Annotated in this window: 29 protein-coding genes and 2 pseudogenes; 13 read left to right on the top strand and 18 right to left on the bottom strand. The window is 70.7% G+C overall.

Features of this window, described 5'->3' with window-relative positions:
* The gene (locus QRX60_RS13095; RefSeq protein ID WP_286001048.1) at positions 1–1,299 is read right to left on the bottom strand and encodes an ABC transporter substrate-binding protein; all 1,299 of its coding nucleotides are present in this window, start codon (positions 1,297–1,299) and stop codon (positions 1–3) included.
* 171 nt (positions 1,300–1,470) lie between these two features.
* Between QRX60_RS13095 and QRX60_RS13090 the strand changes: the two genes are divergently transcribed.
* Positions 1,471–2,169, top strand: coding sequence for a FadR/GntR family transcriptional regulator (locus tag QRX60_RS13090; protein ID WP_286001047.1), 699 nt, complete (start codon positions 1,471–1,473; stop codon positions 2,167–2,169).
* Between the two features lie 47 nt (positions 2,170–2,216).
* Here QRX60_RS13090 and QRX60_RS13085 read toward each other — a convergent pair whose 3' ends face one another.
* Genes QRX60_RS13085 through QRX60_RS13070 form a run of 4 tightly spaced genes read right to left on the bottom strand, consistent with a single transcriptional unit; the run spans position 2,217 to position 4,254 of the window.
* Positions 2,217–2,393 carry a helix-turn-helix domain-containing protein gene (locus QRX60_RS13085; protein ID WP_408630230.1) on the bottom strand — a complete coding sequence of 59 codons (177 nt, stop codon included), beginning with the start codon at positions 2,391–2,393 and terminating at the stop codon, positions 2,217–2,219.
* A gap of 11 nt (positions 2,394–2,404) precedes the next feature.
* Positions 2,405–3,001 (bottom strand): TetR/AcrR family transcriptional regulator, encoded by a 597-nt coding sequence (locus QRX60_RS13080; protein ID WP_286001046.1) that lies wholly within the window; start codon positions 2,999–3,001, stop codon positions 2,405–2,407.
* A 34-nt stretch (positions 3,002–3,035) separates the two neighbouring features.
* Complete coding sequence (locus tag QRX60_RS13075; protein WP_286001045.1) at positions 3,036–3,752, bottom strand: hypothetical protein; 717 nt, start codon at positions 3,750–3,752, stop codon at positions 3,036–3,038.
* On the bottom strand, positions 3,745–4,254 hold the full coding sequence (locus tag QRX60_RS13070) for a SigE family RNA polymerase sigma factor (protein ID WP_286001044.1): 510 nt from the start codon (positions 4,252–4,254) through the stop codon (positions 3,745–3,747). The genes QRX60_RS13075 and QRX60_RS13070 overlap by 8 nt, the downstream gene beginning before the upstream one ends.
* A 135-nt stretch (positions 4,255–4,389) precedes the next feature.
* Here QRX60_RS13070 and QRX60_RS13065 point away from each other — a divergent pair, with 135 nt between their 5' ends.
* The 5 genes and pseudogenes from QRX60_RS13065 to QRX60_RS13050 all read left to right on the top strand — a co-directional run bounded on the left by QRX60_RS13065 (position 4,390) and on the right by QRX60_RS13050 (position 6,560).
* Positions 4,390–5,412, top strand: a complete 1,023-nt coding sequence (locus tag QRX60_RS13065) for a threonine aldolase family protein (protein WP_286001043.1) — start codon at positions 4,390–4,392, stop codon at positions 5,410–5,412.
* 17 nt (positions 5,413–5,429) lie between these two features.
* A complete protein-coding gene (locus QRX60_RS13060) occupies positions 5,430–6,008 on the top strand; it encodes an HAD family hydrolase (protein ID WP_286003579.1) in 579 nt (192 codons plus the stop codon).
* 85 nt (positions 6,009–6,093) lie between these two features.
* A pseudogene (locus QRX60_RS13055) lies at positions 6,094–6,156 on the top strand (hypothetical protein); the annotation flags it as partial.
* A gap of 49 nt (positions 6,157–6,205) precedes the next feature.
* Positions 6,206–6,310: pseudogene (locus tag QRX60_RS51575) on the top strand (hypothetical protein); the annotation flags it as partial.
* Between the two features lie 49 nt (positions 6,311–6,359).
* Positions 6,360–6,560 (top strand): SAM-dependent methyltransferase, encoded by a 201-nt coding sequence (locus QRX60_RS13050; RefSeq protein ID WP_332845855.1) that lies wholly within the window; start codon positions 6,360–6,362, stop codon positions 6,558–6,560.
* Between the two features lies 1 nt (position 6,561).
* On the opposite strand, the gene QRX60_RS13045 is transcribed toward QRX60_RS13050, so the two are convergent.
* The 9 genes from QRX60_RS13045 to purD all read right to left on the bottom strand — a co-directional run bounded on the left by QRX60_RS13045 (position 6,562) and on the right by purD (position 14,362).
* Positions 6,562–6,753, bottom strand: coding sequence for a hypothetical protein (locus QRX60_RS13045; RefSeq protein WP_286001042.1), 192 nt, complete (start codon positions 6,751–6,753; stop codon positions 6,562–6,564).
* 101 nt (positions 6,754–6,854) lie between these two features.
* Positions 6,855–8,033 (bottom strand): pyridoxal phosphate-dependent aminotransferase, encoded by a 1,179-nt coding sequence (locus QRX60_RS13040; protein ID WP_286001041.1) that lies wholly within the window; start codon positions 8,031–8,033, stop codon positions 6,855–6,857.
* Positions 8,034–8,048: 15 nt separating this feature from the next.
* Positions 8,049–9,128 (bottom strand): transglycosylase SLT domain-containing protein, encoded by a 1,080-nt coding sequence (locus tag QRX60_RS13035; protein WP_286001040.1) that lies wholly within the window; start codon positions 9,126–9,128, stop codon positions 8,049–8,051.
* A 74-nt stretch (positions 9,129–9,202) separates the two neighbouring features.
* A complete protein-coding gene (locus tag QRX60_RS13030) occupies positions 9,203–9,514 on the bottom strand; it encodes a hypothetical protein (RefSeq protein ID WP_286001039.1) in 312 nt (103 codons plus the stop codon).
* A gap of 134 nt (positions 9,515–9,648) precedes the next feature.
* The gene (locus QRX60_RS13025) at positions 9,649–10,407 is read right to left on the bottom strand and encodes an ESX secretion-associated protein EspG (protein WP_286001038.1); all 759 of its coding nucleotides are present in this window, start codon (positions 10,405–10,407) and stop codon (positions 9,649–9,651) included.
* Between the two features lie 2 nt (positions 10,408–10,409).
* The gene (locus QRX60_RS13020; RefSeq protein WP_286001037.1) at positions 10,410–11,981 is read right to left on the bottom strand and encodes a hypothetical protein; all 1,572 of its coding nucleotides are present in this window, start codon (positions 11,979–11,981) and stop codon (positions 10,410–10,412) included.
* Between the two features lie 9 nt (positions 11,982–11,990).
* Positions 11,991–12,557: a DUF3558 domain-containing protein gene (locus tag QRX60_RS13015; protein ID WP_286003577.1), complete on the bottom strand. Its 567-nt coding sequence runs from the start codon at positions 12,555–12,557 to the stop codon at positions 11,991–11,993.
* Between the two features lie 28 nt (positions 12,558–12,585).
* Positions 12,586–12,966, bottom strand: a complete 381-nt coding sequence (locus QRX60_RS13010) for a hypothetical protein (RefSeq protein ID WP_286001036.1) — start codon at positions 12,964–12,966, stop codon at positions 12,586–12,588.
* Positions 12,967–13,087: 121 nt separating this feature from the next.
* Positions 13,088–14,362: a phosphoribosylamine--glycine ligase gene (purD, locus tag QRX60_RS13005; RefSeq protein ID WP_286001035.1), complete on the bottom strand. Its 1,275-nt coding sequence runs from the start codon at positions 14,360–14,362 to the stop codon at positions 13,088–13,090.
* Between the two features lie 379 nt (positions 14,363–14,741).
* Between purD and QRX60_RS13000 the strand changes: the two genes are divergently transcribed.
* The 3 genes from QRX60_RS13000 to QRX60_RS12990 all read left to right on the top strand — a co-directional run bounded on the left by QRX60_RS13000 (position 14,742) and on the right by QRX60_RS12990 (position 18,453).
* Positions 14,742–15,878, top strand: coding sequence for a glycerophosphodiester phosphodiesterase (locus QRX60_RS13000; protein WP_286001034.1), 1,137 nt, complete (start codon positions 14,742–14,744; stop codon positions 15,876–15,878).
* A gap of 41 nt (positions 15,879–15,919) precedes the next feature.
* Positions 15,920–16,840, top strand: a complete 921-nt coding sequence (locus QRX60_RS12995; protein ID WP_286001033.1) for a serine hydrolase domain-containing protein — start codon at positions 15,920–15,922, stop codon at positions 16,838–16,840.
* Between the two features lie 71 nt (positions 16,841–16,911).
* The gene (locus QRX60_RS12990; RefSeq protein ID WP_286001032.1) at positions 16,912–18,453 is read left to right on the top strand and encodes an amino acid permease; all 1,542 of its coding nucleotides are present in this window, start codon (positions 16,912–16,914) and stop codon (positions 18,451–18,453) included.
* Positions 18,454–18,510: 57 nt separating this feature from the next.
* Here QRX60_RS12990 and QRX60_RS12985 read toward each other — a convergent pair whose 3' ends face one another.
* Positions 18,511–19,749: an MFS transporter gene (locus QRX60_RS12985; RefSeq protein WP_286001031.1), complete on the bottom strand. Its 1,239-nt coding sequence runs from the start codon at positions 19,747–19,749 to the stop codon at positions 18,511–18,513.
* Positions 19,750–19,898: 149 nt separating this feature from the next.
* Here QRX60_RS12985 and QRX60_RS12980 point away from each other — a divergent pair, with 149 nt between their 5' ends.
* Positions 19,899–21,533 carry a Na+/H+ antiporter gene (locus tag QRX60_RS12980; RefSeq protein ID WP_286001030.1) on the top strand — a complete coding sequence of 545 codons (1,635 nt, stop codon included), beginning with the start codon at positions 19,899–19,901 and terminating at the stop codon, positions 21,531–21,533.
* Here QRX60_RS12980 and QRX60_RS12975 read toward each other — a convergent pair.
* Positions 21,514–22,422 carry a TIGR03564 family F420-dependent LLM class oxidoreductase gene (locus QRX60_RS12975; RefSeq protein ID WP_286001029.1) on the bottom strand — a complete coding sequence of 303 codons (909 nt, stop codon included), beginning with the start codon at positions 22,420–22,422 and terminating at the stop codon, positions 21,514–21,516. The genes QRX60_RS12980 and QRX60_RS12975 overlap by 20 nt on opposite strands.
* Positions 22,423–22,484: 62 nt before the next feature.
* Complete coding sequence (locus QRX60_RS12970; RefSeq protein ID WP_286001028.1) at positions 22,485–22,727, bottom strand: hypothetical protein; 243 nt, start codon at positions 22,725–22,727, stop codon at positions 22,485–22,487.
* Between the two features lie 187 nt (positions 22,728–22,914).
* Here QRX60_RS12970 and QRX60_RS12965 point away from each other — a divergent pair, with 187 nt between their 5' ends.
* Positions 22,915–23,412, top strand: a complete 498-nt coding sequence (locus QRX60_RS12965; RefSeq protein WP_286001027.1) for an OsmC family protein — start codon at positions 22,915–22,917, stop codon at positions 23,410–23,412.
* A gap of 4 nt (positions 23,413–23,416) precedes the next feature.
* Here QRX60_RS12965 and QRX60_RS12960 read toward each other — a convergent pair whose 3' ends face one another.
* On the bottom strand, positions 23,417–24,703 hold the full coding sequence (locus QRX60_RS12960; protein ID WP_286001026.1) for an adenylosuccinate synthase: 1,287 nt from the start codon (positions 24,701–24,703) through the stop codon (positions 23,417–23,419).
* Between the two features lie 112 nt (positions 24,704–24,815).
* Here QRX60_RS12960 and QRX60_RS12955 point away from each other — a divergent pair, with 112 nt between their 5' ends.
* Together QRX60_RS12955 and QRX60_RS12950 are read left to right on the top strand one after the other, a co-directional pair.
* Positions 24,816–25,460, top strand: a complete 645-nt coding sequence (locus QRX60_RS12955; RefSeq protein WP_286003576.1) for a hypothetical protein — start codon at positions 24,816–24,818, stop codon at positions 25,458–25,460.
* Positions 25,461–25,600: 140 nt separating this feature from the next.
* On the top strand, positions 25,601–26,239 hold the full coding sequence (locus tag QRX60_RS12950; protein ID WP_286001025.1) for an HNH endonuclease family protein: 639 nt from the start codon (positions 25,601–25,603) through the stop codon (positions 26,237–26,239).
* Positions 26,240–26,311 lie beyond the last annotated feature (72 nt).

Below are 26,311 nucleotides of genomic sequence, written 5' to 3'. Positions count from 1 at the left end.
TCAGGACTGCCAGACCTTCTGCGCGGCGGTCTGCCAGTCGCGCAGGATCGAGTCGAGCTCGTTCGGCTTCTGGATGAACCGGATCAGCGCGGCGTCGGCGGTCGGCTGCAGCGCGTCGGAGGAGTCCCGGTTGAAGAACTGCGTGATCTCCTTGGCGTCGGTGAGCAGCTTCCGTCCCTTTTGGACCAGCGGCGTGCCGTTGTCCTTGGCGCTCGGGTTGGTCGGCAGCACCGTGCCGGAGGAGTTCTTGATGTAGAGCTCCTGCGCCTCGGCCGTGGCGACGTACTTGAACCATTCCTTGACCTCGGCGACGTGCGGGGTGCGCGCGCTGGCGAAGAAGCCGTCGGTCGGGCCCTCCTCGGCCACCGGCACCGCCGGGTCGAGGATCGGGAACTGGAAGAAGTCGAGGTCGTCGAGCGCGTCCTTCGGTGCGGCGTCGGCGAAGAACGTGCCGGTCAGCACCATGCCGGTGCGGCCCTGCAGCAGCACGGTCGTGGCGTCCTGGAACGCGATCGCCGTGCCGTTCGGGTCGAAGTAGGGCAGGGCCTGGCGCCACGGGTCGAAGATCTTCTTGACGCGCGGGTCGTCGAAGCGCTGCTTGCCCGCGAGCAGCTCGCGGTGGAAGGGCGCGCCGTTGATCCGGATGTTCAGGTAGTCGAACCAGGCGGACGCGGTCCACGGCGTGTTGCCGCCCGCGCCGAGCCCGATCGGCGCGATTCCCTTGCCCTTCAGGGTTTCGCACAGTGCGAGGAACTCGCTCCAGTTCGTCGGCGGCTGCACGCCCCACTTCGCGAAGTTCGACTTCCGGTAGAAGAAGCCCCACCAGTAGTAGGACGTGGGGATGAAGACCTGGTGCCCGGCGCCGTCGCCGGAGAGCGCGCGGAACGCGGCGCTGTAGTCGCCCATGGTCTGCCAGACGTCGCCGACGTCGAGCAGCAGGCCCTTGCGCGCGTAGCCGGACAGCAGCGAACCCGGGTACCACGTGTAGGTGTCCGGCGGGGTGGCCGCGGTGAGGTAGCTGGGCAGCTGGGTGCGGAAGGTCTCCGACGCGACGGTGTTGACGGTCGCCGTCGCGCCACCCTTCGCGCCGAACGCCTGGGCCAGCGCTTCGATCGCCTTCTTCGCCTCGGGCGAGGACAGGTTCGACTGGACGGTGACCGCGCCGGCGGCCTGCTTGACCGGGCCGGAGTTCGCGGAGGTGGCGCAGGCGGCGAGGAAGCTGCCCGAGCCGACGGCGCCCAGCCCGGCCAGGCTCGCGTTGCGCAGGAAACGACGGCGGGACAGGCCTGCACTCGTCATGTCGTGACCCCTTTGTCTGGATGCGCTGTCTTGGTGCCCGCACGGGCGTGACTGCTGCCAAAGAGTGCAACCGGGGGCCGCCGGTGTCAAGATGTATTCATAATTTATGACGACTTCGCGGGCGGCGTAGGATGACTCCCATCACGACCTGCCAGCTGAGAGGGCCCTCCATTGACCGAACACCGGCCACGCGGGTTGCACGGCCAGACCGTGGAGGCACTGGCCAGCCGGATCCTCTCCGACGAGTGGGGCGAGGGCACCGTTCTGGACCTGCCGGCGCTGCGCGAAGAGCTCGACATCAGCCTGACCGCGCTGCGCGAGGCGCTGAAAGTGCTGGCCGCGAAGGGGATGATCGACGCCCGGCAGAAGCGCGGCACGTTCGTCCAGCCGCGCGAGAAGTGGAACATGCTCGACACCGACGTCATGCGCTGGCAGACCGCGGCGGCCGACGACCCGGGCCTGCTCGACGAGCTCACCGAGGTCCGCACGGTCGTCGAGCCCGCGGCGGCGCGGATCGCGGCCGAGCGGGCGTCCGAGGAGGACCTCGAGTCGCTGCGGGAGGCGCTGGCCGACATGGCCGCGGCCGACGACGCCGAGGCGAGCGTCCAGGCCGACCTCGCCTTCCACCGGCGGCTGATGGGCGCCACCCACAACAACTTCCTGATGCGGATGGAACGGGTCATCGCGATCGGGCTCGCCGAGCGCGACAAGCTGGTGCACGGGGCGTCGGCGGCGGAGGACCCGGTGCCGAGCCACCGGAAGGTGTTCGACGCGATCGTGGCCGGCGATCCCGTGGCGGCCGAGCAGGCGATGCTGGCGCTCGTCACGAAGTCCCGCGACGACCTGGCGAAGGCGCAGCGGAAGGCGTAAGACAAGTGCACGGCGGTAACTCGTCGATTAAGTAGATTGCATTTGAATCAGGTCATCGTCCGGCCGGTGCGCACCAGGATGTCGTCACCGGTCGTCGCCCGGATCCGCGCCAGCGTGCGGCTCATCGCGGGCGGCGTGAGGTGCAGCCGGTCGGCGGCCGCCTGCACGGAGTTCTCCTCCAGCAACGCGTCCAAGGCGGTCAGCAGGTTCAGATCCACCTGCACGACAGTAATGGTCAGGTGCCGTCGAGTGCGTTCTGCAGCATCCGGGACGCCGCCGCGCGCGGGGCCGGGTCGACCGCGATCAGGGCGTTGACGACGGCGCCGTCGACCAGCGCCACCAGCCGTTCCAGGTCCGCTTCGCTGACGGGTGTGCCCGAGCGGGCGAAGATCTCCGTCAGCAGCTCGTTGAGCTGCGCCGACAACGTCCGCATCAGGGGCCGCAGGTACGGACGGCGGCCGGTCGCGACCAGCCGCTCGTACCGCAGCAGCACCGCTTCCGCGTCGGCCTCCGGGTCGTCGGTCTCGGGCCCCAGCAGCATCTCCAGCACCAGCTCGACGGTCGCCTGGACGCCGCGGTTGCGGGTCGCCAGCTCCTCCAGCCGGCGGCGGCCCGTCTCCAGCTCGGCGTTCGAGTGGTGCTCGACGGCGGCGGTGACCAGCTCTTCCAGTGAGTCGAAGTAGTACGTCGTCGACGCGAGCGGCAGCCCCGCGCGCTCGGCGACCGCCCGGTGCCGGACGGCGTCGAACCCGCCCTCGACGAGCAGCTTCGCGGCGGCCTCGACGAGCGCGGCGCGCCGTCGTTCCCCTTTCGGGGTGGTCGCAGCGGTCATGACCGGTCATTCTGCCAACCGGGCGGACCCGGGCTCAGAAGCGGGGCGCGAGAGCGTGCGCGAACGCGTCGACCTGACTCGCGTAAGGCGCCGTCGCTCCGGACGAGGGCACGCTGACCAGCACCAGCGACCCGCCGGACGCGGTGGCCACCTGGGCCGTGACCGTGCCGGCCGGCTGGGACTTGAAGACGACGGGAATGCCCTTCGGGTACACCGCCACGGACACCTCGCCGCCCGGAACCGGGAACCCGGCGGACCGCGACACCGTCGAACAGGCGCCGCCCGGCACGGCCGGGGTACCGGCGACGTGGCCGGGGAGCTCGCCAGCGAGGGCAATGGCGAGCTCCCCGTCCACCTGTTCGCACCCGGAGGCGCCTTCGGCCAGCTGGCCGGTCTTCCCGCCCTGGTCACCTCCCTGCCGAGGTGGTTCGGACGAGAAGTTCGGTGACTCCCCACCGATCTCTGGACGTGCCGGGCTCAGCCCGGGTTGCCCCGACCCCGGCCCGGATTGCGAGGACATGGCGCCGTCGCTCGCGGAGGTCAGCGACTCGGGGGTACCCCCGGACAGCACTCCGTATGCGCCGAAGCCGACGACCACCAGCGCCGCGGCGCTCACCCCGGCGGTGATCCGGTTGCGGCGCCGCACGGTCTGGCGGCGGGACTCGCGGACGACGTCGTCCTGCGTGAACGTCGAGGTGGGTGCGTCGCCGGGCGCGGCGGAGAACAGCGAGCGCAGCTCCTGCTCATCCATTGGTCTCCACCTCCCGTTCCAGCACCTGCTTGAGGTTCGCCAGCCCGCGCGCGGTCTGGCTCTTGACGTTGCCTTCGCTGCAGCCCAGCGCCGTCGCCGCGCCGGCCACGTCGAGCCCTTCGAAGAACCGCATGACCAGCACCGCCCGCTGCTTGGGCGGCACTTCCTTCAGCGCCGCGAGCAGGTCTTCCCTGGTCGCGACGAGCTCGTCGAGGCCCGGCGTGTCGTCGGCCGGCTCCGGCAGCGTCTCGGTCTGCCACTCGCGCCGCCACGGACGCCGCGATTCGTCGATCGACGCCCGGACGAGCGTCTTGCGGACGTACGCGTCGGTCGCCGCGCGATCCCTGATCTTCTTCCACCTCCGGTGCAGCGCGACGAACGCCGTCTGCGCGAGGTCGTCCGCCCGGTGCCAGTCGCCGCAGAGCATGTACGCGGTCCGGCGCACGGCGTCCCGCCTGGCGGCGAAGTACTCCGCGAACTCCTCCTCGTCGCGCTGGTCCACGCGCTGTCGTGCTCCGCTCTGTTGTCGTCGGTGGGTAGGACGGAATCAGGGGCGTCCACGGTTGCACGGACCAAGTGGGTTCGACCACCCGAGGGCTCATTGATCCCCGTCCGGTCAGTGTGATGTGATCACTCCGTGACCTTCACGCCGACGCCGCTGGACTTCCGTTCCGACACCGTCACCCGACCGGATGACACGATGCGCGCGGCGATGGCGTCCGCGGAGGTCGGTGACAACGTCCTCGAGCGCGACCCGACGGTCCAGGCGCTGGAGGAACGCGCCGCGCACGTCCTGGGCATGCCGGCCGCCCTCTGGGTGCCGAGCGGGACCATGGCGAACCTGGTCGCACTGAGCCTCCACCTGCAGCGCGGCGACCGGTTCCTCGCCACGCGGGGCGCCCACGTCCTGTCCAGCGAGCTGGGCTCGGCGGCGTGGCTGGCCGGCGGGATGCCGGACATCCTGGAGCACGACGGCGGCCCGGGCCGCCCCTCGCCCGACGCCCTCGCGGCCGCGATCGGACAACCCGGGCCATATTTCACATTACGGACATCTCTGCTCTGCCTCGAGAACACGCACAACGCGGCCGGTGGCGCGGTGACGCCGCCCGACGAGCACGCCCAGCTGCTGTCCGTCGCGAAGGAAGCCGGCCTGACCGTGCACCTCGACGGCGCCCGGCTGTGGCAGGCCGCGGTCGCGCTGGAGGTACCGCCCGCCGCGCTGACCGTCGGCGTCGACACCGTGTCGGCCTGCTTCAGCAAGGGCCTCGGCGCGCCGGTCGGCTCGGTCGTCGCGGGCAGCGTCGCGTTCGTCGAGCGGGCCCGCCGGATGCGGCAGATGCTCGGCGGCGGCGTCCGGCAGGGCGGCGTCCTGGCCGCGGCCTGCCTGGTCGCGCTGGACCGCATCCCCGAGCTGGCGGAGTCGCACGAGAACGCCCGGCGCCTCGCGGAGGGCCTGACCGAGCACGGCTGGCCGACGAACGTGCCGGACACCAACATCGTGCTCGCCCAGGTGCCCGACATCCCGACCGCGCTGGCCTGGCTCGACTCGCTCGGGATCCGGGCGGTGCCGATGGCGGGCAAGGTCCGGTTCGTCACGCACCGGGACCTGAGCGCGACCGACGTCGAAGAAGCCTTGCGCCGGATCAAGAGCGGCGCGTGACGAGTACCGGGGGCACCGTGAACTGGATCGTGTTCGACTACGGCGACGTGCTGAGCAAGCCGAGCCAGGCCCGCCCGGACCTGGCCGCGGCGATGGGCGCGCCGCTGCCGGAGTTCGAGAAGGCGTACTGGGACCACCGGCTTCCCTACGACGCCGGGAGCACTCCGCTCGAGTACTGGCAGACGGTCGGCAAGGCACTGGGCGTGCCCGTCGACGAAGCGCTGTCGGCCGAGCTGACCCGCATCGACGTCGAGGGCTGGGCCCACCTCGAACCGGCCGCGCAGGCGTTGGTCGAAGCGCTGTCCGAAGCCGGCGCGTCGCTGGCGCTGCTGTCGAACGCGCCGGCGGTGTTCGGGGAATGGGTCCGCGCGCAGGAGTGGGTCCGGCACTTCCGCGTGACGCTCTTCTCGGGCGACGTCCGGTGCGTCAAGCCGGACGCGAAGATCTTCCGCCTCCTGCTCGACGAGCTCGGCGCGGAGCCTGCCGACTGCCTGTTCTTCGACGACCGTCCATCCAATGTGGACGGCGCACGGGCGGCGGGGCTCAAGGCGCAGGTGTGGAACGGCGCCGACGCGGCCCAGGCCTGGCTGAGCTGACCTCACCCGCACCGCACGTCCGCCTACCGGCAGTGATCCCCGGTGGCTCAGGCCGCACGGCACCCCAGACCCCCGGTAGGCCGTCATGACGAGCGAACGACCGTCGGCCCGTGTCGACTTCGACCGGCCGAGCATCGCCCGCGTCTTCGACGCACTGATGGGCGGGCAGGACAACTACGAGGTCGATCGCGCTCGTGATGTGCGCGGTCATCCACCACATCACGGACTTCCAGCAGGCGCAGCAGGTGGTCAAGTCCTACGTCGGGGCGATGGCGCCGGGGTCGTGCCTCTCGTGCTGCTGCACCAGCACAACCGGACGATGGCTCCGAAGCCGCCGGCGTCGCGACGGCACTGCAGAAGAGGTTCAGCGGCACCGGGCTCGACACGCTCTACCGGACGCGGGCCGAGATCGCGTCGTTCTTCGACGGCCTCGACCTGCTCGAGCCCGGGCCGACCGCGCCACACCTGTGGTGGCCGGACGGGCCGCGCCTGACGCCGCTGACGCCGGTCAACCGGACGTCGCTGTGCGGCGTGGCGCGGATCCCGGGATGACTCAGTAGCGGTTGATGCGCCTCGGGTCCCTCTTGCCGCCGCTGATCGCGCGGTAGCCGGCCGCGCCGAGGAAGGCGATGCCGCCGATGATGGCGATCCACAGGACGGCCTTGAACACGAAGCCGATCACGGCGCCCAGCACCATGAACGCCACCCAGGCGACGATCAGGCCGCCGACGATCTTCCAGAACATGGCTTCCTCCGAAGTGTTCCGTGGCCCCACCGGCCCGGTGACTCCAATGTGCCATCTCCGGCGGTGAAACTCCCCTCGCCCGGCCAACGTTCAGGGATGAATCAGGGTTCCCCCTGGCCGAGCCACGCACCCAGCCGGCGGACGCCTTCGTCGATGTCCTCGGCGCTGCCGGCGAAGGAGAACCGGACGTACTTGCCGCCGTCGACCGGGTCGAAGTCGATGCCAGGGGTGATGGCGAGGCCCGTGTCGGCGAGCAGCCGCTGGCACCAGCTCAGGCTGTCCTCGGTGTACGCGCTGACGTCGGCGTATGCGTAGAAGGCGCCGTCCGCGGGGGCGAGCTTGTCGAGGCCGATGCCCTTCAGGCCCGCGAAGAGCCGGTCACGGTTGGCGCGGTACCGCTCGACGTGCGCGTCGGCCTCCGCGTACGCCTCCGGTGTGAAGGCGGCGAGCGCCGCGTACTGCGAAATCGCGGGCGGGCAGATGGTGAAGTTGCCGGTCAGGACGTCGACCGCGCGGTGCAGGCGCTGCGGCACGAGCATCCAGCCGAGCCGCCAGCCGGTCATCGCGAAGTACTTCGAGAAGCTGCCGAGCACGAGCGGCTCGCGGCCGTACTGCCACGCGCAGTCGAGCTCGGCGCCGTAGGAGATGCCGTGGTAGATCTCGTCGCTGATCAGCTGCACGCCGTGCGACGAGCACCAGCCGCTGATCGCGGCGAGCTCCCCGGGCGGCAGGACGGTGCCGGTCGGGTTGCTGGGGCTGGCGACGATCAGGCCGTCGATCGGGCCGAGCTCGCCGAGCAGCTCGACGGTGGGCTGGAAGTTCGTCTCGGCGGTGGCGGCGAACTCGACGACCTCGCAGCCGAGGACGGACAGCAGGTTGCGGTAGGCGGGGTAGCCGGGCCGGGCCATCGCGACCTTGGCGCCGGGGTCGAAGGCGCTGAGGAAGGCGAGCAGGAAACCCCCGGACGACCCGGTGGTCAGGACGACGTCCTGCGCGCTGACGTCGAGGTCGTAGCGGTCGTTGTAGTGCCCCGCGACGGCTTCGCGCAGCTCGGGGACGCCGAGCTGCTCGGTGTAGCCGAGGGTGCTGCTCCGCAGGGCCTTTTCCGCGGCCTCCAGGACGGGCTTGGGCGCGGGCACGGAAGGCTGCCCGGCTGCGAGCGACACGAGGTCGCCGTGGCTGCGCTGCCGGGCACCCGCCGCGGAGAGGACGTCCATGACGTGGAAGGGCGGCACGCCGGCACGCAGCGCGGGCCCGGCGAAGGCTCCGAGGTCGACCATGAGGCCAGGCTAGTTCTAGTACCCCCGGTAGGCACCGCCGTGCGCCATGGCCTTGATGCCGGGCACGTTGTCGAGGCCGCCGTAGCGGTCGTAGGAGTAGCGCACGCCCGCGATGATGTTGTCGACCGGGTTGTAGATGTTGTCGTGGCCGGGCAGCTTGTGGGCGTTGAACGTCGAGTCGATGCACTGCATGAGCCCCTTGGACGGGTGCCCGGCGGCGGCGTTGGAGTCCCAGTTGTTGATGGCGTTGGGATTCCCGCCCGACTCGTGCTGGATGATCGCCCAGATGTTCGGGATGTCGGCGTCGGTCACCGGCACGCCGGCGGCCTGGAGGGCCTTGATGGCCTCCTGGATCCACTGCTGGACGTTGCCCGGGGGCGGCGAGGACGGGGGTCCGCCGCTGGGGCCGAGGCCGCCACCGCCTCCACCACCGCCTCCTCCGCCGCCACCGCCGTGGTGGGAGGAGCCGTTGCTGTGGATGCCGCCGGTGCTCTTCGGCGCGGCGGGGGTGCTGCTCGGCAGGGGGACCTGGTCGTAGCCGCCCTCGATCTGCTGGGACATCAGCTTCTGCGAAGCCTTGATCTGCGTGTCGGCCTCGGTCTGCAAAGCGGCGACGTCACCGTCGAAGCCCGCGGTGATGGTGTGGATGTCCGTCTTCGCCTGGGCGAGGAGTTCGTCGGCGGACGGGCTCGGCGCCGGCTTGTCTTCCTTGGCTGCCGCCGCGGCGAGCTCCTTCGCGTGCTTGATGGCGGCCTCGGCCTGGGTGTTGCGGTTGTTGACCGCGGTCTCGGCGGAGTTCTGCTTGTCCGAGACCTTGCGCTTGATCTCCGCGAGGTTGGTCCCCAGGGTCTCGAGGTCCTTGGCGACGTCCTCGAGGTGGGTCTGCACCTTGGTACCGGCGTCACGCACCTGGCGGACGTACTGGAAGAACTGGTCCGCCGCCGGGCCGGCCCACACGCCGCCGTTGAGCGCGTCCGTCGAATTCTTCAACGAAGCGGTGTGGTCGCCCGCATTCTTGCCCGCCTCGCGGAACTGCGTCGCCGCGTCGGTGATTTTCTGCAGATCGACCTTTTCGACCTGGTCGACCTTCTTCATGAAGGCGTCCCAATTGTCCGGCGTTCCGGCGCCGACCCCGTTCAAGCCCACTCTCGTGCCCCCTGCTCAGTCCGTCACTTGTCCACGTGCAGCGTGAGGTCGCTCGCGCCGACCTGGTCGGTCTCGGTGATCAGGCCGGCAGCCTTGCGCATGGCGAACCCCAGCGCCTCCATGTGCTTGCCCGCGGCATCGAACTGGCTGTGCACGCCGTCCTTGAACTTGCCGACCGCGCTGTGCGCTTCGCCCTTGTCGTCCATTCCGCCGAAGGGGCTTTCGTGCTCGTGGTCCAGGCCGGTGACCTTCTGCTTGGACTTCTCGAACTCGTCCTTCAGCTTCTCCACCTGGCCGGCCGCGATGGCCATCGAGTCGGTGTCGTAGACAGGCACGGTTCGTCATCCCCTTCGGAAAACTTGTGTCCGCCCGATCAGACGTCGTCATGACCAGGACGGTTCCCGCGCTTACTTTATGACTTCGCGCGAGTCGCGGGTACGGATCTCCGCCAAGTTCCACCCGGCGGGGCTCAGGCCTCCGCCATCAGTTCGCGGATCCTCGTCGCCAGCAGGGCGTTGTCCGCCGGAGTCACCGTCGCCCACTCGCGGCCGTCGCGGTCCCGCACCACCTGGAACAGGTAGCGCCCCGCGTCCGTGTCGAAGAACGCCACCACCCGGCCCGCCCGGTGGACCACTCCGTCGCGGCCCACCCGCTCCGCGCCGAACTGGCCCCTGGCCTCCTGGCCCAGCAGCATGCCCGACAGCTCCTGGGCCTGGAACAGCTCGACGCCCCGGTCCTCCAGGGACGTGACCAGCGCCTTCGCGTCGCCTTTCGCGGCCGCGTCGGCCTCGCGAAGCACCGAATACGGGATGCTCACCGTCTGGCCGAGGCCCGGCCCGAGATCGCCCGCCACCGAGACCGCCGCCTCCGGGAGGCCGTCCTCCGTGGCCGGGATCAGCCAGACCTCGCCGTGGTCCACCACCGCCAGGACCGCCTGGCTGCGGACGCTCACCGCGCGGCCGCGGATCTCGCGCTCGGCCCACACCCACACGTCGATGCCGAACTGCGGGCGGGCCAGCAGGTGCAGCTGGTCCGCCACCTCACCCGACACCCGGCCGTTGCGGGCCAGGCGCCGCTCGCTCAGCGACGCCCACGCCGCCTCGATCACTTCCCGCCGCTCGGTGCGGGTGGTTCCTTCGCTCGGCACGTCCAGCGCGACGTGCCGGCGCGGCAGGCCCAACGACTCCCAGAGCACGTCGAACTCGCGCGCGGACAGCACCAGCGACACGGTCAGCGCACATCCCCGCCGTGGTCGCCGATCACGTCGGGGGAAACCATCCGCTGGTCGGCGAACAGGTCCTGGTCGTCGACGCCGTAGCGGCGGACGTGCTCGGCGTCGTCCTCCTGCGGGGCCGCCTCGGACAGGAACTTCGCCTCGCCGGGCTGCTGCTTCGGGCTGATCTGCTCCGACTTCCGCAGCGCGACGGCCTCCTCCTCGGGCAGCTCGCCGACCGGCAGCGGCCGCACCGGGCCCTTCGCCTGGCCCTTCTCCCGCCGCTGGCGCTCGCGATCACCGCTGAGCGCGCCGCCGGCCGCACCCGCGCCGACCGCCGCCGCGCCCGCGCCGATCTCGCCCGGCGTCGCGCCGGGCTTCGGCACGAAGCCGCGTTCGGCCGTGAACTGGCCGGGCGGGAGCGGGGCCTGCGGCATCGCGCCGACCGTGCGGCCCTTCGCCAGCAGTCCGTCGGGACCGCGGTTGGCGCCGCCGAACGAGTTGTCGATGCCGGTCGAGCCGCTGGACGAACCCCCGCCGAGCGACTTGATCGGCGCCGTCGCCGGCGACGAACCGGGCGGCAGCGTGCCGGGCGCACCCGGCGGGACGAACTGCTCGCCGCCACCCCCGGTGGTCAAGCCGGGCGAGAAGTGGGAAGCGTCGCCGGAGGACGGGCCGCGGCCCGGCGCGTTGACCCAGCCGGGGCCGGGCGCCGACGTCGGCGGCTTCACGCTCGAAGGCGTCGTCGATGCGGGCGTCGTGTGCTGCGCGGGCGAGGCGCCCGCGCCGGTCTGGCGGGGCGGCTGCGCGGCGGGCCGGGACGGCTGCTGCGCCGCGACGCCGTAGACCGGGGTCGGCGGGTCGGCGTGCACCGTGTGCGACACCGGCTGCACCACCGGCGGGTCGACGTGCACCGACCGCACCTTGTCCGAGGCCGGCTTCACGCTGCCGTCCGGCGTCACCGCGACGGCGGCGCCCGCGACGTCCAGCACGCCCGGCGTGACGCCCGGAGCGGCCAGCTTCAGCGACTCGGGGTCGGACAGCGACTGCGTCGAGAGCAGGTTGGTGCCGCTTTCCTGCGCGTACTCGTTCAGCGCCTGCTTGGCCTGTTCCTTGGCGTCGTTCGCGGCCTCGACCTGCCGGGCGTGGTCGGTCTCGAAGCCGATCAGGCTGAGCAGCAGGCCGTCGGTGAGGGTGTAGCCGCCCGCGCCCTTCCGGACGGTCTCGGCGTCCGGGAGCTTGTACTTGGTCCGGTTGAACGACTCGCCCTGCTCGAACACCATTTCCGCGGCGTGCGCGACCTTCGTCGTCGCGTCCTGGGAGAACCCGGCCTGCTCGGTCAGCACCTGGCTGGCCGCACCGCCGGCCTGGCTCTGCCACTCGACGCCGAGCTTGAGCAGCTGTGCGCGCAGCGTCTGGTCGGTGTGGGCGAGGGCGGTCGCGACGGCCTTCAGCGCGTCGACAGCGGTGCCGATGCTGCCGGTGCCGTCACCGTTGACCATCCGCGTGATCTGGTCGGCGATCGCGGTGTTGGTCCAGCCGTCGAACCGGTGGTTCTGGATGCCGGCCGCGAGCTCGGAGAATTCCACGCGCCCTCCCTAGTTGCGTGCTTTCAAGGTCTGCAGCGCGACGTCGGCGGCGTGCACCGACAGGTCGCACAGCTGCGGCTGCGTGAGCCCGCCGCGGGTGATGGCGAAGGTCTGGACGGCCAGCGTCTGGCCCCTCGCGACGCCGACGAGCGCCTCGCAGTCGGCCGGGTCGCCGGCCGCGCGGTAGTTCGTCAGCGCCGGGTAACCGCCGATGGTCTTCGGCTCGGTGGTCATGCTGTTCTTCTTGCGGGCCCCGGTGATCCACTCCTCGAGGTCCGCCGAGACGGCGCGCACGTGGAAGGCGTGCACCGGCTCGGCGCCGTCCGCGTCGAACACGCACGTCGGGCCGTCCTCCGGCGGAGCTTCCCGGGGCGTGCTGGTGATCTTCATGGCGTCGAGCTGCACCTGCGGGAACACCTCGCACAGGTTGACGCCCTGCAGGGTCAGCTCGGCCGGTCGCTGCGGCAGCTGGGCCGCCTTGGCGCTCTGCGACGCCGCGGTCGCGGCCGTCTCGACCGGGTAGGGCGTGCCCTCGGTGCCCGCCGAGCAGCCGGCGAGCGCCGCCGTCGCGAGCACGCCCCCGGTGACGATGCGCACCTTCCGACTACGCACCGTGCTTGCCGCGGTCACCGAACACCGCCGCCTTCTCGTCTTCGCTGACCTGGTAGTCCTTGGCGGCGTCGCGCAGCTGCGAGACCAGGCGCTTCAGCCCGGCGACGTACTCGCGGACCTGGCCCGCGTAGGAGCGGTCGCCGTCGGCGATCAAGGTGTTCCAGGCGTCGATCGACTGGGTGCTGATGACGTCGGCCGACGGCGCGTCGATCCGCAGCTGCCCGAGCTTGGTCAGCAGCTGGTCTTCGAGGGAGTTGGCCTGCTCTTCGACGATCCGGGCGACGTCCAGCAGCTTGTCCGGGTGGACCAGGACGTCCGCGGCCGCCGGCGCCACGGGGACGGCCGAGCTGAGGTCGTACGAGGGTCCTGACATACTCTCCCCTGACGTCATACGGACAGTGACCGGCCGACTCCCGTCGAGGCTACCAACCCGGGTGTGACAGCAGGCTGAGTTTGGACGAAGTTCGTCCCCCGCCGGTTCCCCGTCGGCCGGATCAGGCGCGCTGCTTGACCGTCGGGGCGCCGACCTCGCCGTTCGCCGCCTTCAGCGCGATGTCCGTGCGGTGGTGGGAGCCCGCGAGATGGACCTTCTCGACGGTCTCGTACGCGTGCTTGCGCGCCGACTTGAGCGTCTTGCCGGTGCCGACGACCGACAGCACGCGGCCGCCGGCGGACACCACGGCGCCGTCGTCGCGGCGGCGCGTGCCGGCGTGCAGGACGCCTTCGATCTCGGCCCCGGTGATGACGTCGCCGGTGCGCGGCTTGCCCGGGTAGCCGTCGGCGGCGATCACGACGGTGACCGCGGCGCCGCCGGCCCACTCCAGCGGCGGGTGCTCGGCGAGCTTGCCGGTGGCGGTGGCGTGCATCAGGCCGGCGATCGGGGTGCGCAGCAGGGCCAGCACGACCTGCGTCTCCGGGTCGCCGAAGCGGCAGTTGAACTCGATGACCTGCGGGCCGTCGGACGTCAGCGCGAGCCCGGCGTAGAGCAGGCCGGAGAACGACGCGTCGCGCGCGACCAGTTCGTCGGCGACCGGCTGGACGACCCGCTCGACCAGGTCGTCGACCAGGTTCTCGGGCGCCCAGGGCAGGGGTGCGTAGGCGCCCATGCCGCCGGTGTTCGGGCCGGCGTCGCCGTCGCCGACGCGCTTGAAGTCCTGCGCGGGCAGCAGCGGCACGACGGTGTGGCCGTCGACGAAGCAGAACAGCGACGCCTCCGGACCGTCCAAAAAGGACTCCAGGAGGACCGGGTGGCCGCCGTCGAGCAGCATGATGGCGTGCTTGCGCGCCACGTCGTAGTCGGTCGTGACGACGACGCCCTTGCCCGCGGCGAGGCCGTCGTCCTTGACCACCCAGGTCGGGCCGAAGCGGGCGAGCGCGGCGTCGAGGCGGGCCGGGTTGTCGACCACCTCACTGCGCGCGGTCGGCACGTTCGCCGCGGCCATGACGTCCTTCGCGAACGCCTTCGAGCCTTCGATGCGGGCCGCCGCGGCCGAGGGGCCGAAGCAGGCGATGCCCGCCTTGCGGACGGCGTCGGCGACGCCGGCGACGAGCGGGACCTCGGGCCCGATCACCACCAGGTCGGCCTGCCAGCTCTTCGCGAGCGACGCGACCGCTTCCGGGTCGGCCGCCTCCACGCCGAGCTGCTCGGCCATCGAGGCCGTCCCGGCGTTGCCGGGCGCGCAGGCCAGGGCGGTGACCGCGGGGTCGCCGGACGCCGCGAGGACGAGTGCATGCTCACGGGCGCCGGAGCCGATTACCAGTACGCGCACGCCGCACAGCGTATCCGGCCGGATCCGCGGCGGACATTTCGCCGTCCCCGGCGGCCCGGGTCCCGGGTCGGTCGCGGTTCACCGACCGGCCGCCCGCCGCGGCCGGGTGGGGCTCGCGGGAGCCGGTGTGCCGTGCGAAGGCGTGGCCGGGGTGTCGTGAATGACTCATTCATGTCGTCGGACGACATGAATGAGTCATTCACGACGTCCGGGCCGCCGCCCCTGCGATCCGGCCGCGTCGCACCGGCTCCCCGCGGCGCGAGCAGGAGTCCACGCGCCGTTTACCGAGGTGTTCGCCTGGATACGTCCGCCGGACGCTTGCGGCGATGAGGGTTGCGCGGGTAGTCAGGGCACACCCTGTGTGAAAAGAGGTCACCAGATGAAGCGCAAACGTGTCGGCGTACTGGCACTCGCCGGACTGGCGTTGCTGAGCGTCACCGGACTGGCCGTCGGGTCCGCGAACGCGTCCGAAACCGGGTCCGCCGATGCGGCCGCGCACGGGCGGGGCCACGATGACCCCGTGATCATCGGACACCGCGGCGCGCCCGGGTACCGGCCGGAGCACACCCTCGCCTCGTACGAGCTCGCCTACCGGATGGGCGTGGACTACGTCGACGTCGACCTCGTGCCCACGAAGGACGGCCAGCTCGTCGCCCGGCACGAGCCGGAGATCAGCGGGACCACCGACGTCGCGAAGCACCCGGAGTTCGCGAACCGCAAGAAGACACTGGTGATCGACGGCGTCTCGACGACCGGCTGGTTCACCCAGGACTTCACGCTGGCCGAGCTGAAGACGCTGCGCGCGGTCGAGCGGATCCCGGTGAACCGGCCGCACAACACGCTGTACAACGGGCGCTACCGGATCGCCTCCTTCCAGGAGGTGCTCGACCTGACTCACCGGCTCGGCAAGGAGCTGCACCGGACGCTCGGCACCTACCCGGAGGTCAAGCACTCGACCTTCTTCCAGTCGATCGGCAACCCGGTCGAGCCGAAGCTCGTGCCGATCCTCAAGCGCAACGGCCTCGACCGGCCGGACGCGCCGGCGATCATCCAGTCGTTCGAGGTGTCGAACCTGATCGCGCTGCACAAGCAGGTCCGGACGCCGCTGCTGCAGCTGACGTCGGCTTCGGGCGCTCCGGCGGACTTCGTCGCGAAGGGCGACCCGCGTACGTACAAGGACATCGTGACTCCGCAGGGGCTGCGTGACGTCGCGAAGTACGCGAAGTACCTCGGGCCGGACAAGGGGCAGATCATCCCGCTGGACGCGGCCGGGAACCTGACCAAGCCGACGGCGATCGTCGCGGACGCGCACCAGGCCGGCCTCAAGGTGCAGCCGTACACGTTCCGGAACGAAAACCCGTTCCTGCCGGCGAACCTGCGCTCCTCGGCCGAGCCGGACGCCTACGGCGACGTCTTCGCCGAAGAGGCCGCGTTCTTCAAGGCCGGCGTCGACGGCTTCTTCGCCGACCAGCCGGACACCGCCCTGGAGTCGCTGCACGCGTTCCTGGGCCGGTAAAACCGCTTTGCCGGGAGGGCGCTTCCGTGGACGCTGGGTCCATGGAAGCGCCCTTTTCCGGTGTGGTGCTGGTCAGCCGCGGCGACCGGACGCTGCTCGCCGAGGCGTCCGGGTACGCCCACCGCGCCCACGGCGTCGAGAACACCGTCGACACGCGGTTCGCGATCGCCAGCGGCACCAAGGGGTTCACCGCACTCGTCGTCATCGGCTTGGCCGCCGAGGGCCGGCTCGCGCTCGGCACGCGGGCCCGCCAGGTCCTCGGGGCGGACCTGCCGCTGATCGACGACCGCGTGACCGTCGAGCACCTGCTGACGCACACGTCCGGTATCGGCGACTACTGCGACGACGAAAACCCGCCCGAGACCCCACCTGGCCTCGTCACATCGGCCGACTACCTCGCCGCGCTCGACGGGTTCCCGCAGCAGTTCCCGCCCGGCGAGCGGTTCCACTACAACAACGGCGCGTTCGCCGTCCTGGCCCTGATCGCCGAACGGGTCGCGGGCACACCTTTCCCGGACCTCGTCCGGACCCGCGTGACCGAGCCCGCGGGGATGACCGACACCGCGTTCCTCCGGTCGGACGCGCTGCCCGGCCGGACGGCCACCGGCTACCTGGAAGACGGCCGCACCAACGTGTTCAGCCTGCCGGTCGTCGGCTTCGGCGACGGCGGGATCTACAGCAGCGCACCGGACCTCCGGAAGTTCTGGCCAGCCCTGCTCGGCGGCCGGATCGTGCCGCGCGAGTGGGTGGACCGGGCGCTGAAGCCGCACGCGGACGGCTACGGGCTCGGCTTCTGGCTGCCGCGGCCGGGCGTGGTCCGGCTGGAGGGCGGCGACCACGGCGTCACGTTCGTGAGCCTGCACCAGCCGTCCTCCGGCGTCACCGCGACGCTGATCTCGAACGATCACCGTGGTGGCGGGCCTCTCCTGCGCCGGCTGGACGAGTATTTGACGAAGGCTTGACACCCCCGGGCACCGGGGCTACTTTCGGCGAATTCAATGGTCTGGCCGCATACCTTTCAAGAGGTGCCCGAATGGACGTTTCCGACCAGCAGACCACCCCCGACCACACCGACGAGGACAGCGCGCGGCTGCACCAGCTCGGCTACGCGCAAGAGCTCAAGCGCACGATGTCGGGGTTCTCGAACTTCGCCGTCTCGTTCACCATCATCTCCATCCTGTCCGGCTGCCTGACGCTCTACGGGTTCGGCATGAAGACGGGCGGGCCGGCCGCGATGATCTGGGGCTGGCCGCTGGTCGGGGTGTTCGTCATCCTGGTCGGGCTCGGCATGGCCGAGGTCTGCTCCAGCTACCCGACCGCGGGCGGGCTGTACTACTGGGCGGCGCGGCTGGCGCGGAAGAACGGCCCCGCGTGGTCGTGGTTCACCGGCTGGTTCAACCTCGTCGGGCAGATCGCCGTCACCGCGGGCATCGACTTCGGCGCGGCGCTCTTCCTCAACGCGTTCCTCGACCTGCAGTGGGGCTTCACCGCGACACCGGGCCACACGATCCTGCTGCTCGCGATCATCCTCGTGGTGCACGGCCTGCTGAACACCTTCGGCGTCCGGATCGTGGCGATCCTCAACAACGTCAGCGTGTGGTGGCACCTCATCGGCGTGCTGACGATCGTCGGCGTGCTGGTCTTCGTGCCGGCCAAGCACCAGGACGCGTCGTTCGTCTTCGGCAGCTTCGTGAACCAGACGGGCTGGGGCTCGGCGTTCTACGTCTTTGCGCTGGGTCTTCTGGTGGCGCAGTACACGCTGACCGGGTACGACGCGTCGGCGCACATGACCGAGGAGACGAAGAGCGCGGCGACGGCCGGGCCGCGCGGCATCGTCATGTCGATCGTGGTCTCGCTCGTCGCCGGCTGGGTCCTGCTGATCGGCCTGACGTTCGCGATCCAGGACTACGACGGCGCGGTCGGCTCGGCCACCGGCGTCCCGCCCGCGCAGATCTTCATCGACGCGACCGGCGCGGTCACCGGCAAGTTCCTGCTGCTGATCTGCATCGGTGCGCAGCTGTTCTGCGGCATGGCATCGGTGACGGCGAACTCGCGGATGATCTACGCGTTCGCCCGCGACGGCGCGATCCCGGGGTCGAACTTCTGGCACAAGATCAACAAACGGACGCAGACCCCGACCAACGCCGTCTGGCTGGGTGCGGGCGGAGCACTGGTCCTGGCGCTGCCGTACCTCTGGAGCGCGACGGCCTACGCGGCGGTGACGTCGATCGCCGTGGTGGGGCTGTACGTGGCGTACGTGATCCCGGTGTTCCTGCGCGTCCGCCAGGGCGACGGCTTCGAGCGCGGGCCGTGGCACCTCGGCCGCTGGGGCAAGCCGGTCGGGATCGTCGCGACCACGTGGGTCGCGCTGATCTTCGTGTTGTTCATGCTGCCGCAGGTTTCCCCGGTGACGGCAGACTCGTTCAACTACACGCCGATCGCGTTCCTGGTGGTCCTCGGCGGCGCGGCCTTGTGGTGGGTGCTCTCGGCCCGGAAGTGGTTCAAGGGCCCCAAGGTCCAGGGCACCGCCGCGGAACTCGAGGCCGTGGAACAGGAGCTCAAGGAACTCGGCTGACGGTCCGTGAATGTCGCATTGAGGGACTCTAAGTCCCTCAATGCGACATTCACGGCTTTAGGTGGTGGCGGGGCGTGACTCCGGCGCCGGGGCGGGTTCTTCGGCTCGGACGTCGCGGCCCGGGCGGACCACCGTGACCGCCGCCGCGCCCAGGGCGCCGACGCCGGCGAACGCGTAGAAGCCCCACGGGTACGCGATGCCCGCCGTCAGCAGCGCGCCGCCGAGGATCGGGCCGCTGATCGCGCCGATCCGGCCGATGCCGGCCGACCAGCCGAGGCCGGTCGCGCGGATCGCGTCCGGGTAGACCCGGCCGATGTAGGCGTACACCAGCACCTGCGCGCTGAACACGAAGCAGCCGGTCAGGAACACCGCCGCGTACAGCCCGGCGGCGGGCAGCTTCACGCTCAGCAGCGCGAGGAACACCGCACCCGCGCAGAACCAGACGATGGCCGACGGCCGGATGCCGACGCGGTCGGCGACCCGGCCCGCGACGAGCAGGCCGGCGATGCCCCCGAGGTTCAGCGTCAGCAGCAGGCTCAGCGCGGCTCCCAGCGGGTAACCGGCCTGGCGCATGATCTCCGGCAGCCAGGTGTTCAGGCCGTACACCAGCAGCAGGCCCATGAACGACGTCACCCAGAACGCGATCGTCGCGCGCAGCAGGCCGCCCCGGAACAGGCCGGCGACGGCGTGCCCGGCCGAACGCTCGGTCTCGCGGACCCGTTGGAACGACTCGGACTCCGGCAGGAACTTCAGCATCAGCGGAACCAGCACGACCGCGGGGATCGCCCCGGCGACGAACATCGCGCGCCAGCCCAGCGGCGCGATGAGCACGATGCCCAGCAGCGCCGTCAGCACCGCGCCGACGTGGTAGCCGGTCATCACCGTGGTCGTCGCGCTGCCCGCCTTGCCGCGGCGCGCGTACTCCGTGACGAGCGTGATGGCCGTCGGCAGGCAGCCGCCGAGGCCGAGCCCGGCGACGAACCGCAGCAGGCCGAAGACGAACGTCGACGGCGCGAAGGCGCACAACAGCGTGCACAGCGAGAACAGCGTCACGGAGATGATCAGCGACTTCCGGCGGCCGATGACGTCGGTGATGGTCCCGATCGCCAGCCCGCCCAGCATCATCCCGGCCAGGCCGACGGTCGAGACGACCGACGCCACGGCGGGCGTCAGGCCCCAGACGTGGTCGCGCAGCAGCACGGGCAACACGGAGCCGAGCACGACCAGGTCGAACCCGTCGAGCAGGACGGCGGTCCAGGCCAGGGGCACGACCCAGGAGCGGGCGCCAGGGGACATGGGGAACCTCCGGTTGTGCGTCGGTGCACGTGATCCGCACATCTGTGCGTATTGCGCACAAGTATGCACAGCAGCCCCGGGGTAATCCAGGTCACTTCCATTGAACGGAAGCCGAGCGCACGGCTCCCACCTGCGCAAAGATCACGCGCGTGGAGATCCTGACGCTGATGGGCGTGCTCGCCGGCTCGCTGGCGCTGACCGCGCTCGCCCGCCGCTACAACCTGTCCGCGCCCTTGCTGGTGGTGGTCGTCGCGCTCGGGGTCGCGCTGATCCCCGGCGTGCCGCGGCTGGAGCTGGAGCCGGAACTGATCCTCACGGTCGTGCTGCCGCCGCTGCTCTACTCGACGTCGCTCGAAAGCTCGGTGACGCACTTCAAGACCAACCTGCGGCCGATCGTCGCACTCGGCGTGGTGCTGGTCGCGGTGACCGCGGTGGCCGTCGCCTTCGTCGTGCACCTGCTGCTGCCGGACGTGCCGTTCGCCTCGGCACTGGTCCTCGGCGCGGTGGTGGCGCCGCCGGACGCGGTGACGGCGGTGGCGATTGGGCGCAAGCTCGGGCTGCCCCGGCGCCTGATGACCGTGCTGACCGGGGAAAGCCTGGTCAACGACGCCGCCGCGCTGACGCTGTACAAGGTCGCGCTCGCCGCGGTCGCGGGCATCGCGGGCTCGGCCGGGCACGGGCTCGCGGTGTTCGGGGTGGCGACCGTGCTGGGCATCGCGGTCGGCCTGGCGATCGGCGCGGTCGTGGTGCTGGTCCGGCGCCTGCTCGACGACCCGCTGCTGGAGTCGGCGTTCGGGATCATCGTGCCGTTCGGCGCGTACGTCACCGCCGAGCACCTGCACCCGTTCGGCCCGGAGTTCAGCGGATCCGGCGTGCTCGCCGTCGTCGCGGCCGGGCTGTACCTGGGGAACCGCTCGCTCTACGCCTCCCCCGCGACGCGCATGCAGGACAGATCGGTGTGGGCGTCCATCGACGTCCTGCTGGAGGCGCTGGTGTTCGCGCTGATGGGGCTGCAGCTGCCGTTCGTGCTCGACGACGCCCAGCACGCGGCCCGCGACAACGGCACGCTCGCGCTGGTCGCGCTGGTCGTGCTCCTCGTGACGATGCTGGTGCGGATCCCGGCGGTGTTCGTCTTCGCGTTCCTGCCGCGGACGTTGCGGCTGTTCGGCCGCGGGCGCGCGGCGCCGCCGTGGCGATCGCTGGCGGTGCTCTCGTGGACCGGCATGCGCGGCGTCGTCACGCTGGCCGCGGCCGCCGGAGTGCCCGCCGGCACCCCGGGCCGCGAAGAGATCCAGCTGTTCGCGTTCGCGGTGGCGATCGGGACGGTGCTGGTCCAGGGGCTGACGCTGCCGCCGCTGATCCGGGTGCTGAAGGTGCAGGACCCGTCCGAGGCGTCGCGCGACGAAGCCGAAGAGCTGGCCGCGCGCGAAGTCGCGCAGAAGGCGGCGCACGAACGGCTGCGGGAGATCAGCCGCGACCGGCTCGCGTCGCTGGACCTGCCGCCCGAGAAGGTCGAGCGGCTGAAGCAGCGGCTGGAACGGCTGGTCGACACGCGGTACCGGTTCGCGAAGGCGGCGATCACGTTGTCGGGCGAGGAGCGCTCCGGAAGTCCCCAGGCCCAGTTCGCGAAGGCCCGGCGGGAGCTGCTCATCACCCAGCGCAAGGCGATGCTGGAGGAGAACCGCGCGGGCCGGCTCGACGACGAGATCCTGCGGAAGGTGCTGCGGGAGCTGGACCTGGAGGAGCTGTCGGTGTCGACGACGCTCACGAACCGAGTGAGCTGATCACCTCCCAGGTCCGTCGGCGTTCTTCGGCCGAACGGATGCCGGTCTGCGAGACGAGGACGTCCGTCGCGCCGGCGTCGTAGTACCGCTGGAGCCCTTCGAGGACGGTCTTCTCGTCGCCGATGACCGCGAGGTCGGCGGCGTGCTCGACGCCTTCGACGTCGAGGATCTTCCGGTAGGACGGGATCCGGCCGTAGAAGGACATCTGCTCGACGGCCTTTTTCCGCACTTCGTCCGGCTCGTGGGTGACGACGGCCGGGACGGCGGCGATGATGCGCTTGCCGTCCGGGATGGCGGGGACGATGAGTTCGGAAAGCGCTCTCGGCCCGGCGAGGAAGGGCAGGGTGCCGTCGGCGAGCTCCCCGGTGACGCGCAGCGCCTGCGGCCCCATCGCGGCGACGATGACCGGGATGTCGCCGCCACCGGCCACTGTGGACGGTTCCGGTACTTTCGCGGTGACGGTCTCGCCCTCGAAGTCGACGGCTTCCCCGGCGAAAACGCGTTTCAGCACGGTCAGGTACTCGCGCAGGTGCCGGATCGGCGGCGGGTACTCGACGCCGTAAACCGGGCCGAGGAAGCCCTTCGACCCGAGCCCGATGCCGAGGGTGAACCGCCCGCCGGTGGCGGCTTGCGCGGTCAGCGCGGCGCTCGCGACGAGCAGCGGGTGCCGCGGGTAGGTCGGCACGACGGAGGTCCCGACCTCGATCCCGGGCACTTCCCGCCCGGCGAGCGCGGCGACGGCGATGGCGTCCTGGCTGAGGGGGAGCTGCGAGAACCAGACGGACCTCAAGCCGGCCTCGGCGGCTTGCCGGGTCTGGGCGAGTAGTTCGTCGACGAGGTTCGGCGCCGACCCGGTGTCGCCGGACGGAAGCGTGACTCCGATGGTCATGATCCCAAGCTAGCGACCGGCGCGACCGATTTCCGCGTTCCCAGCGCGTGGGAAACGCGGGGTCAGCGCCGGCGAGCCAGAAGCCGTTTCAGGGAGCGAAGACGGCGTCGCGGCTCGGTGGTGCCTGTCTGCAGGACGAGCTCGAGCACCGCCGCCCGCTGATCGGCGGCGGCCCGCGCGTAGCCGGGCGATGCGGTGACGGCGCGCCGGAGGTCGTCGGGATCGGCAGTGCCGGTGCGGAACCCGGCGACCCGGGTCACGTCGATCGGACCTCGGCTGTACGTCTCCACGCTGTGCGCCTCCACGAAAGGGCTCTCCTGCTGTGCCTGCCCTCTCGTTATCGCCCCGTTACCGCCGGCGTTACCGTCCTCGCGTCCCCCGGTCGAGTGCTTCCGCATCCCGGGCACCCGCGCTCCCAGGACTTGAGAACCCGAGCGAGCGCTTACGAAATCGCCCACCCTGTGGCGAAATACCGATCATCGAGGAGCCCCCATGTCGCTGACCGACGTCATCGAAGGCACCCGCAAGGCCGTCGACGCGGACCCGCACAACGCCGCCGTCTCCTTCAGCGTGGCCAACGCCCTCAAGCCCGGGACCACGACCGAAGTGCACGTCAAGGTCCGGGACCACAGCTTCACCGTCGACGAGCCGCCCGCGCTCGGCGGGACCGATCAGGCCGCCAACCCCGTCGAGCTCGCGCTCGCCGCCCTCGGGTCGTGCCAGGTGATCACGTACCAGTTCTGGGCGGCGAAGCGCGGGATTCCGCTCGACTCCGTCAAGGTCACCGTCGACGGCGACCTCGACCTGCACGGCTTCTTCGGCTTCTCCTTCAACACCCGCCCCGGCTTCGGGGACGTGCGCGTGTCCGTCGAGCTGGAAGGCCCGGCGAGCCGGGAGCGCTACGAAGACCTCAAGCGCGAGGTCGACGAGCACTGCCCGGTGCTCGACCTGTTCCGCAACGAGACGCCGGTCAGCACGAAGCTGACCTGAAACCTCAGACGAACTCGTGCCGCACGATCGTCTGGTCGCGGCCCGGGCCGACGCCGATCGCCGAGATCCGGGCGCCCGACAGCTCTTCCAGGCGCTCGACGTACGCGCGCGCGTTCGCCGGCAGCTCCTCGAACGTGCGGCAGCCCGAGATGTCCTCGAACCAGCCCGGGTGCTCTTCGTAGATCGGGATCGCGTGGTGCACGTCGGTCTGCGTCATCGGCATGTCCTGCGTGCGGAACCCGTCGACCTCGTAGCCGACGCACACCGGCACCTTCTCCAGCCCGGACAGCACGTCCAGCTTGGTGAGGAAGTAGTCGGTGATGCCGTTCACGCGGACCGCGTAGCGCGCGATCACCGCGTCGAACCAGCCGGTGCGCCGCGAACGTCCGGTGGTGACGCCGAACTCGCCGCCCTGCTTGCGCAGGTACTCGCCGGACTCGTCGTGCAGCTCGGTCGGGAACGGGCCCGAGCCGACGCGGGTGGTGTACGCCTTGAGGATGCCGAGCACCGTGGTGATCCGGCCCGGGCCGATGCCGGAGCCCGCGCTCGCGCCGCCGGACGTCGGGTTCGACGACGTCACGAACGGGTAGGTGCCGTGGTCGACGTCGAGCAGCGTGCCCTGTGAGCCCTCCAGCAGCACGGTTTCGCCGCGCTCGAGGGCCTGGTTGAGCTGCAGGCGCGTGTCGGCGATGCGGTGCGCGAACTTCTCGCCCGCGGCGAGCACCTCGTCCGCGACCTGGTTCGCGTCGAGCGCCTTGCGGTTGTAGACCTTCACCAGCACCTGGTTCTTGAACTCCAGCGCGGCTTCGACCTTCTGGCGGAAGATCTTCTCGTCGAGCAGGTCCTGCACGCGGACGCCGACGCGGGCGATCTTGTCCTGGTAGCACGGGCCGATGCCGCGGCCGGTGGTGCCGATCTTGCGGCTGCCGAGGTACCGCTCGGTGACTTTGTCGATGGCCACGTGGTACGGCATGATCAAGTGCGCGTCGGCCGAGATCAGCAGCTTGGACGTGTCGACGTCCCGCGCTTCGAGGCCGGACAGCTCGTCGAGCAGCACGCCCGGGTCGACCACCACGCCGTTGCCGATGACGTTCGTCACGCCCGGGGTGAGGATGCCGGACGGGATGAGGTGCAGGGCGAAGTTCTCGCCGTTCGGCAGGACCACCGTGTGACCGGCGTTGTTGCCACCCTGGTAGCGGACGACCCACTGGACGCGGTCACCCATGAGATCGGTGGCTTTGCCCTTGCCTTCGTCTCCCCATTGGGCACCGATGAGCACGATGGCCGGCATGTGACACTCCAGGTGTTCGACGACTGAGGTTAAGTGTCCCGGACGGACACCGGTGGCGCTGACGAAATGCCGGTGCATGACTGTAACGGAGGTCCTGCGGGTGCGCGGACTAGTGGTGGCCTGTGGCGACGCCGCGGCCGGCTTCGAAGAGGTCGACGACGTCGAGTCGATCCGCGTCCCCAGCCGTCCCGGCAAGGCGGAAATCGACCCCTTGCTGGGCGAACACGATCACCTGGTCGTGTCGGGCACGGACGCTGACCTGGCCGCGGTCGTCGTGCGCCTGCTGCGGAAGGACGCGCTTTCGGGCGTGTCGGTCGGGTACGTGCCGTCTTCGCCGGACTCGGCGGTCGCCGCGCTCTGGGGGCTGCCGAGGACGCCGTTGCAGGCCGTCGCGCTGGCCCTGCGCGGCGAGGTCGACCCGGTGCCGCTGATCCGCGACGACGTCGGCGGCGTGCTCGTCGGGCGCGGGGAGCTGCGGCTGGTCCGCGGCGTGGCCTACGCCGACGAACAGGTGGCACTGCGCGGGCCGGCGTCGTCGATCGAGGTGACACCGGACCCGGAGGGGCCGGGCCTGGCCGTCCGCGTCGTGAAGGGGACCATCTTCAAGCGGCCGACGACGTTCTACGCGCGCGCGTTCCAGATCGGGTGCATCCCGACGCGGCCCGTCAGCGACGACGTCGTCCACGAGCGCGCGGTGAACAAGTGGACCTGGTACCGGCACACCCAAGACCTTCGGCTGGTTCGCGGTCCGGCCTGACCTGGGATTTTCACCCTTGAGTGCACGCGCGGAAACGCAGCGTTCATCAACGGGCAGCAACATGTCACCTATACGTGTTGCACTCGCCACTCCCGTGTATCAGGGTTAGCTGTCCCCGCACCTGACACGGAGGCAGCAAAATGCCAACCAGGCGTGCTGTTCGTCATTCCTTGACCGTTCTCGCGGCCACCGCCGTGCTCTCCGGCACGCTCGTGAGCGTCGCCGACGCCACCCCGCCGGGCATCCCGTCGGCCTCGACGGCGAAGACCGAGCTCGCGGCCCTGACCGTCAAGGCCGACGGTTCCCAGACCGGCTACAGCCGGGACAAGTTCCCGCACTGGATCGACCAGGGCAACAGCTGCAACACCCGCGAGGTGGTCCTCAAGCGCGACGGCACGAACGTCGTCACCGGGTCGGACTGCGCGGCCACCTCCGGCAGCTGGTTCAGCCCGTACGACGGCGAGACCTGGACCGCGACGTCCGATGTGGACATCGACCACGTAGTGCCGCTGGCGGACGCGTGGCGCACCGGTGCGTCGGCGTGGACGACCGCGCAGCGCCAGGCGTTCGCGAACGACCTCACCGACCCGCAGCTGATCGCCGTGACGGACAACGTCAACCAGGAGAAGGGCGACAAGTCGCCCGACCAGTGGAAGCCGCCGCTCACCAGCTACTGGTGCACCTACGCGAAGATGTGGACCGCGGTGAAGTACAAGTTCAAGCTGACGATCAACACCGCCGAGAAGTCCGCCCTGACGGACATGCTCGGCCGCTGCTGACCCCGTCGTGAGTGTTTAGGGCGGTTAGAACCGCCCTAAACACTCACGACACTCGCACCGGCGCGAAGTCAA

Origin of the sequence: Amycolatopsis mongoliensis (genome assembly GCF_030285665.1) — a bacterium.
GTDB classification, from domain to species: domain Bacteria; phylum Actinomycetota; class Actinomycetes; order Mycobacteriales; family Pseudonocardiaceae; genus Amycolatopsis; species Amycolatopsis mongoliensis.
Note: the sequence above shows the minus strand (reverse complement) of the source record. Positions and strands in the feature narration are given on the sequence as shown.

Coding starts and splice junctions, on each gene's coding strand:
- QRX60_RS13095 (WP_286001048.1), bottom strand. CDS start 1,299: ATGACGAGTGCAGGCCTGTCCCGCCGTCGTTTCCTGCGCAACGCGAGC.
- QRX60_RS13080 (WP_286001046.1), bottom strand. CDS start 3,001: ATGACCGCTGCGACCACCCCGAAAGGGGAACGACGGCGCGCCGCGCTC.
- QRX60_RS13075 (WP_286001045.1), bottom strand. CDS start 3,752: ATGGATGAGCAGGAGCTGCGCTCGCTGTTCTCCGCCGCGCCCGGCGAC.
- QRX60_RS13045 (WP_286001042.1), bottom strand. CDS start 6,753: ATGTTCTGGAAGATCGTCGGCGGCCTGATCGTCGCCTGGGTGGCGTTC.
- QRX60_RS13040 (WP_286001041.1), bottom strand. CDS start 8,033: ATGGTCGACCTCGGAGCCTTCGCCGGGCCCGCGCTGCGTGCCGGCGTG.
- QRX60_RS13035 (WP_286001040.1), bottom strand. CDS start 9,128: ATGAAGAAGGTCGACCAGGTCGAAAAGGTCGATCTGCAGAAAATCACC.
- QRX60_RS13010 (WP_286001036.1), bottom strand. CDS start 12,966: ATGTCAGGACCCTCGTACGACCTCAGCTCGGCCGTCCCCGTGGCGCCG.
- QRX60_RS13000 (WP_286001034.1), top strand. CDS start 14,742: ATGAAGCGCAAACGTGTCGGCGTACTGGCACTCGCCGGACTGGCGTTG.
- QRX60_RS12995 (WP_286001033.1), top strand. CDS start 15,920: ATGGAAGCGCCCTTTTCCGGTGTGGTGCTGGTCAGCCGCGGCGACCGG.
- QRX60_RS12990 (WP_286001032.1), top strand. CDS start 16,912: ATGGACGTTTCCGACCAGCAGACCACCCCCGACCACACCGACGAGGAC.
- QRX60_RS12985 (WP_286001031.1), bottom strand. CDS start 19,749: ATGTCCCCTGGCGCCCGCTCCTGGGTCGTGCCCCTGGCCTGGACCGCC.
- QRX60_RS12975 (WP_286001029.1), bottom strand. CDS start 22,422: ATGACCATCGGAGTCACGCTTCCGTCCGGCGACACCGGGTCGGCGCCG.
- QRX60_RS12965 (WP_286001027.1), top strand. CDS start 22,915: ATGTCGCTGACCGACGTCATCGAAGGCACCCGCAAGGCCGTCGACGCG.
- QRX60_RS12960 (WP_286001026.1), bottom strand. CDS start 24,703: ATGCCGGCCATCGTGCTCATCGGTGCCCAATGGGGAGACGAAGGCAAG.
- QRX60_RS12950 (WP_286001025.1), top strand. CDS start 25,601: ATGCCAACCAGGCGTGCTGTTCGTCATTCCTTGACCGTTCTCGCGGCC.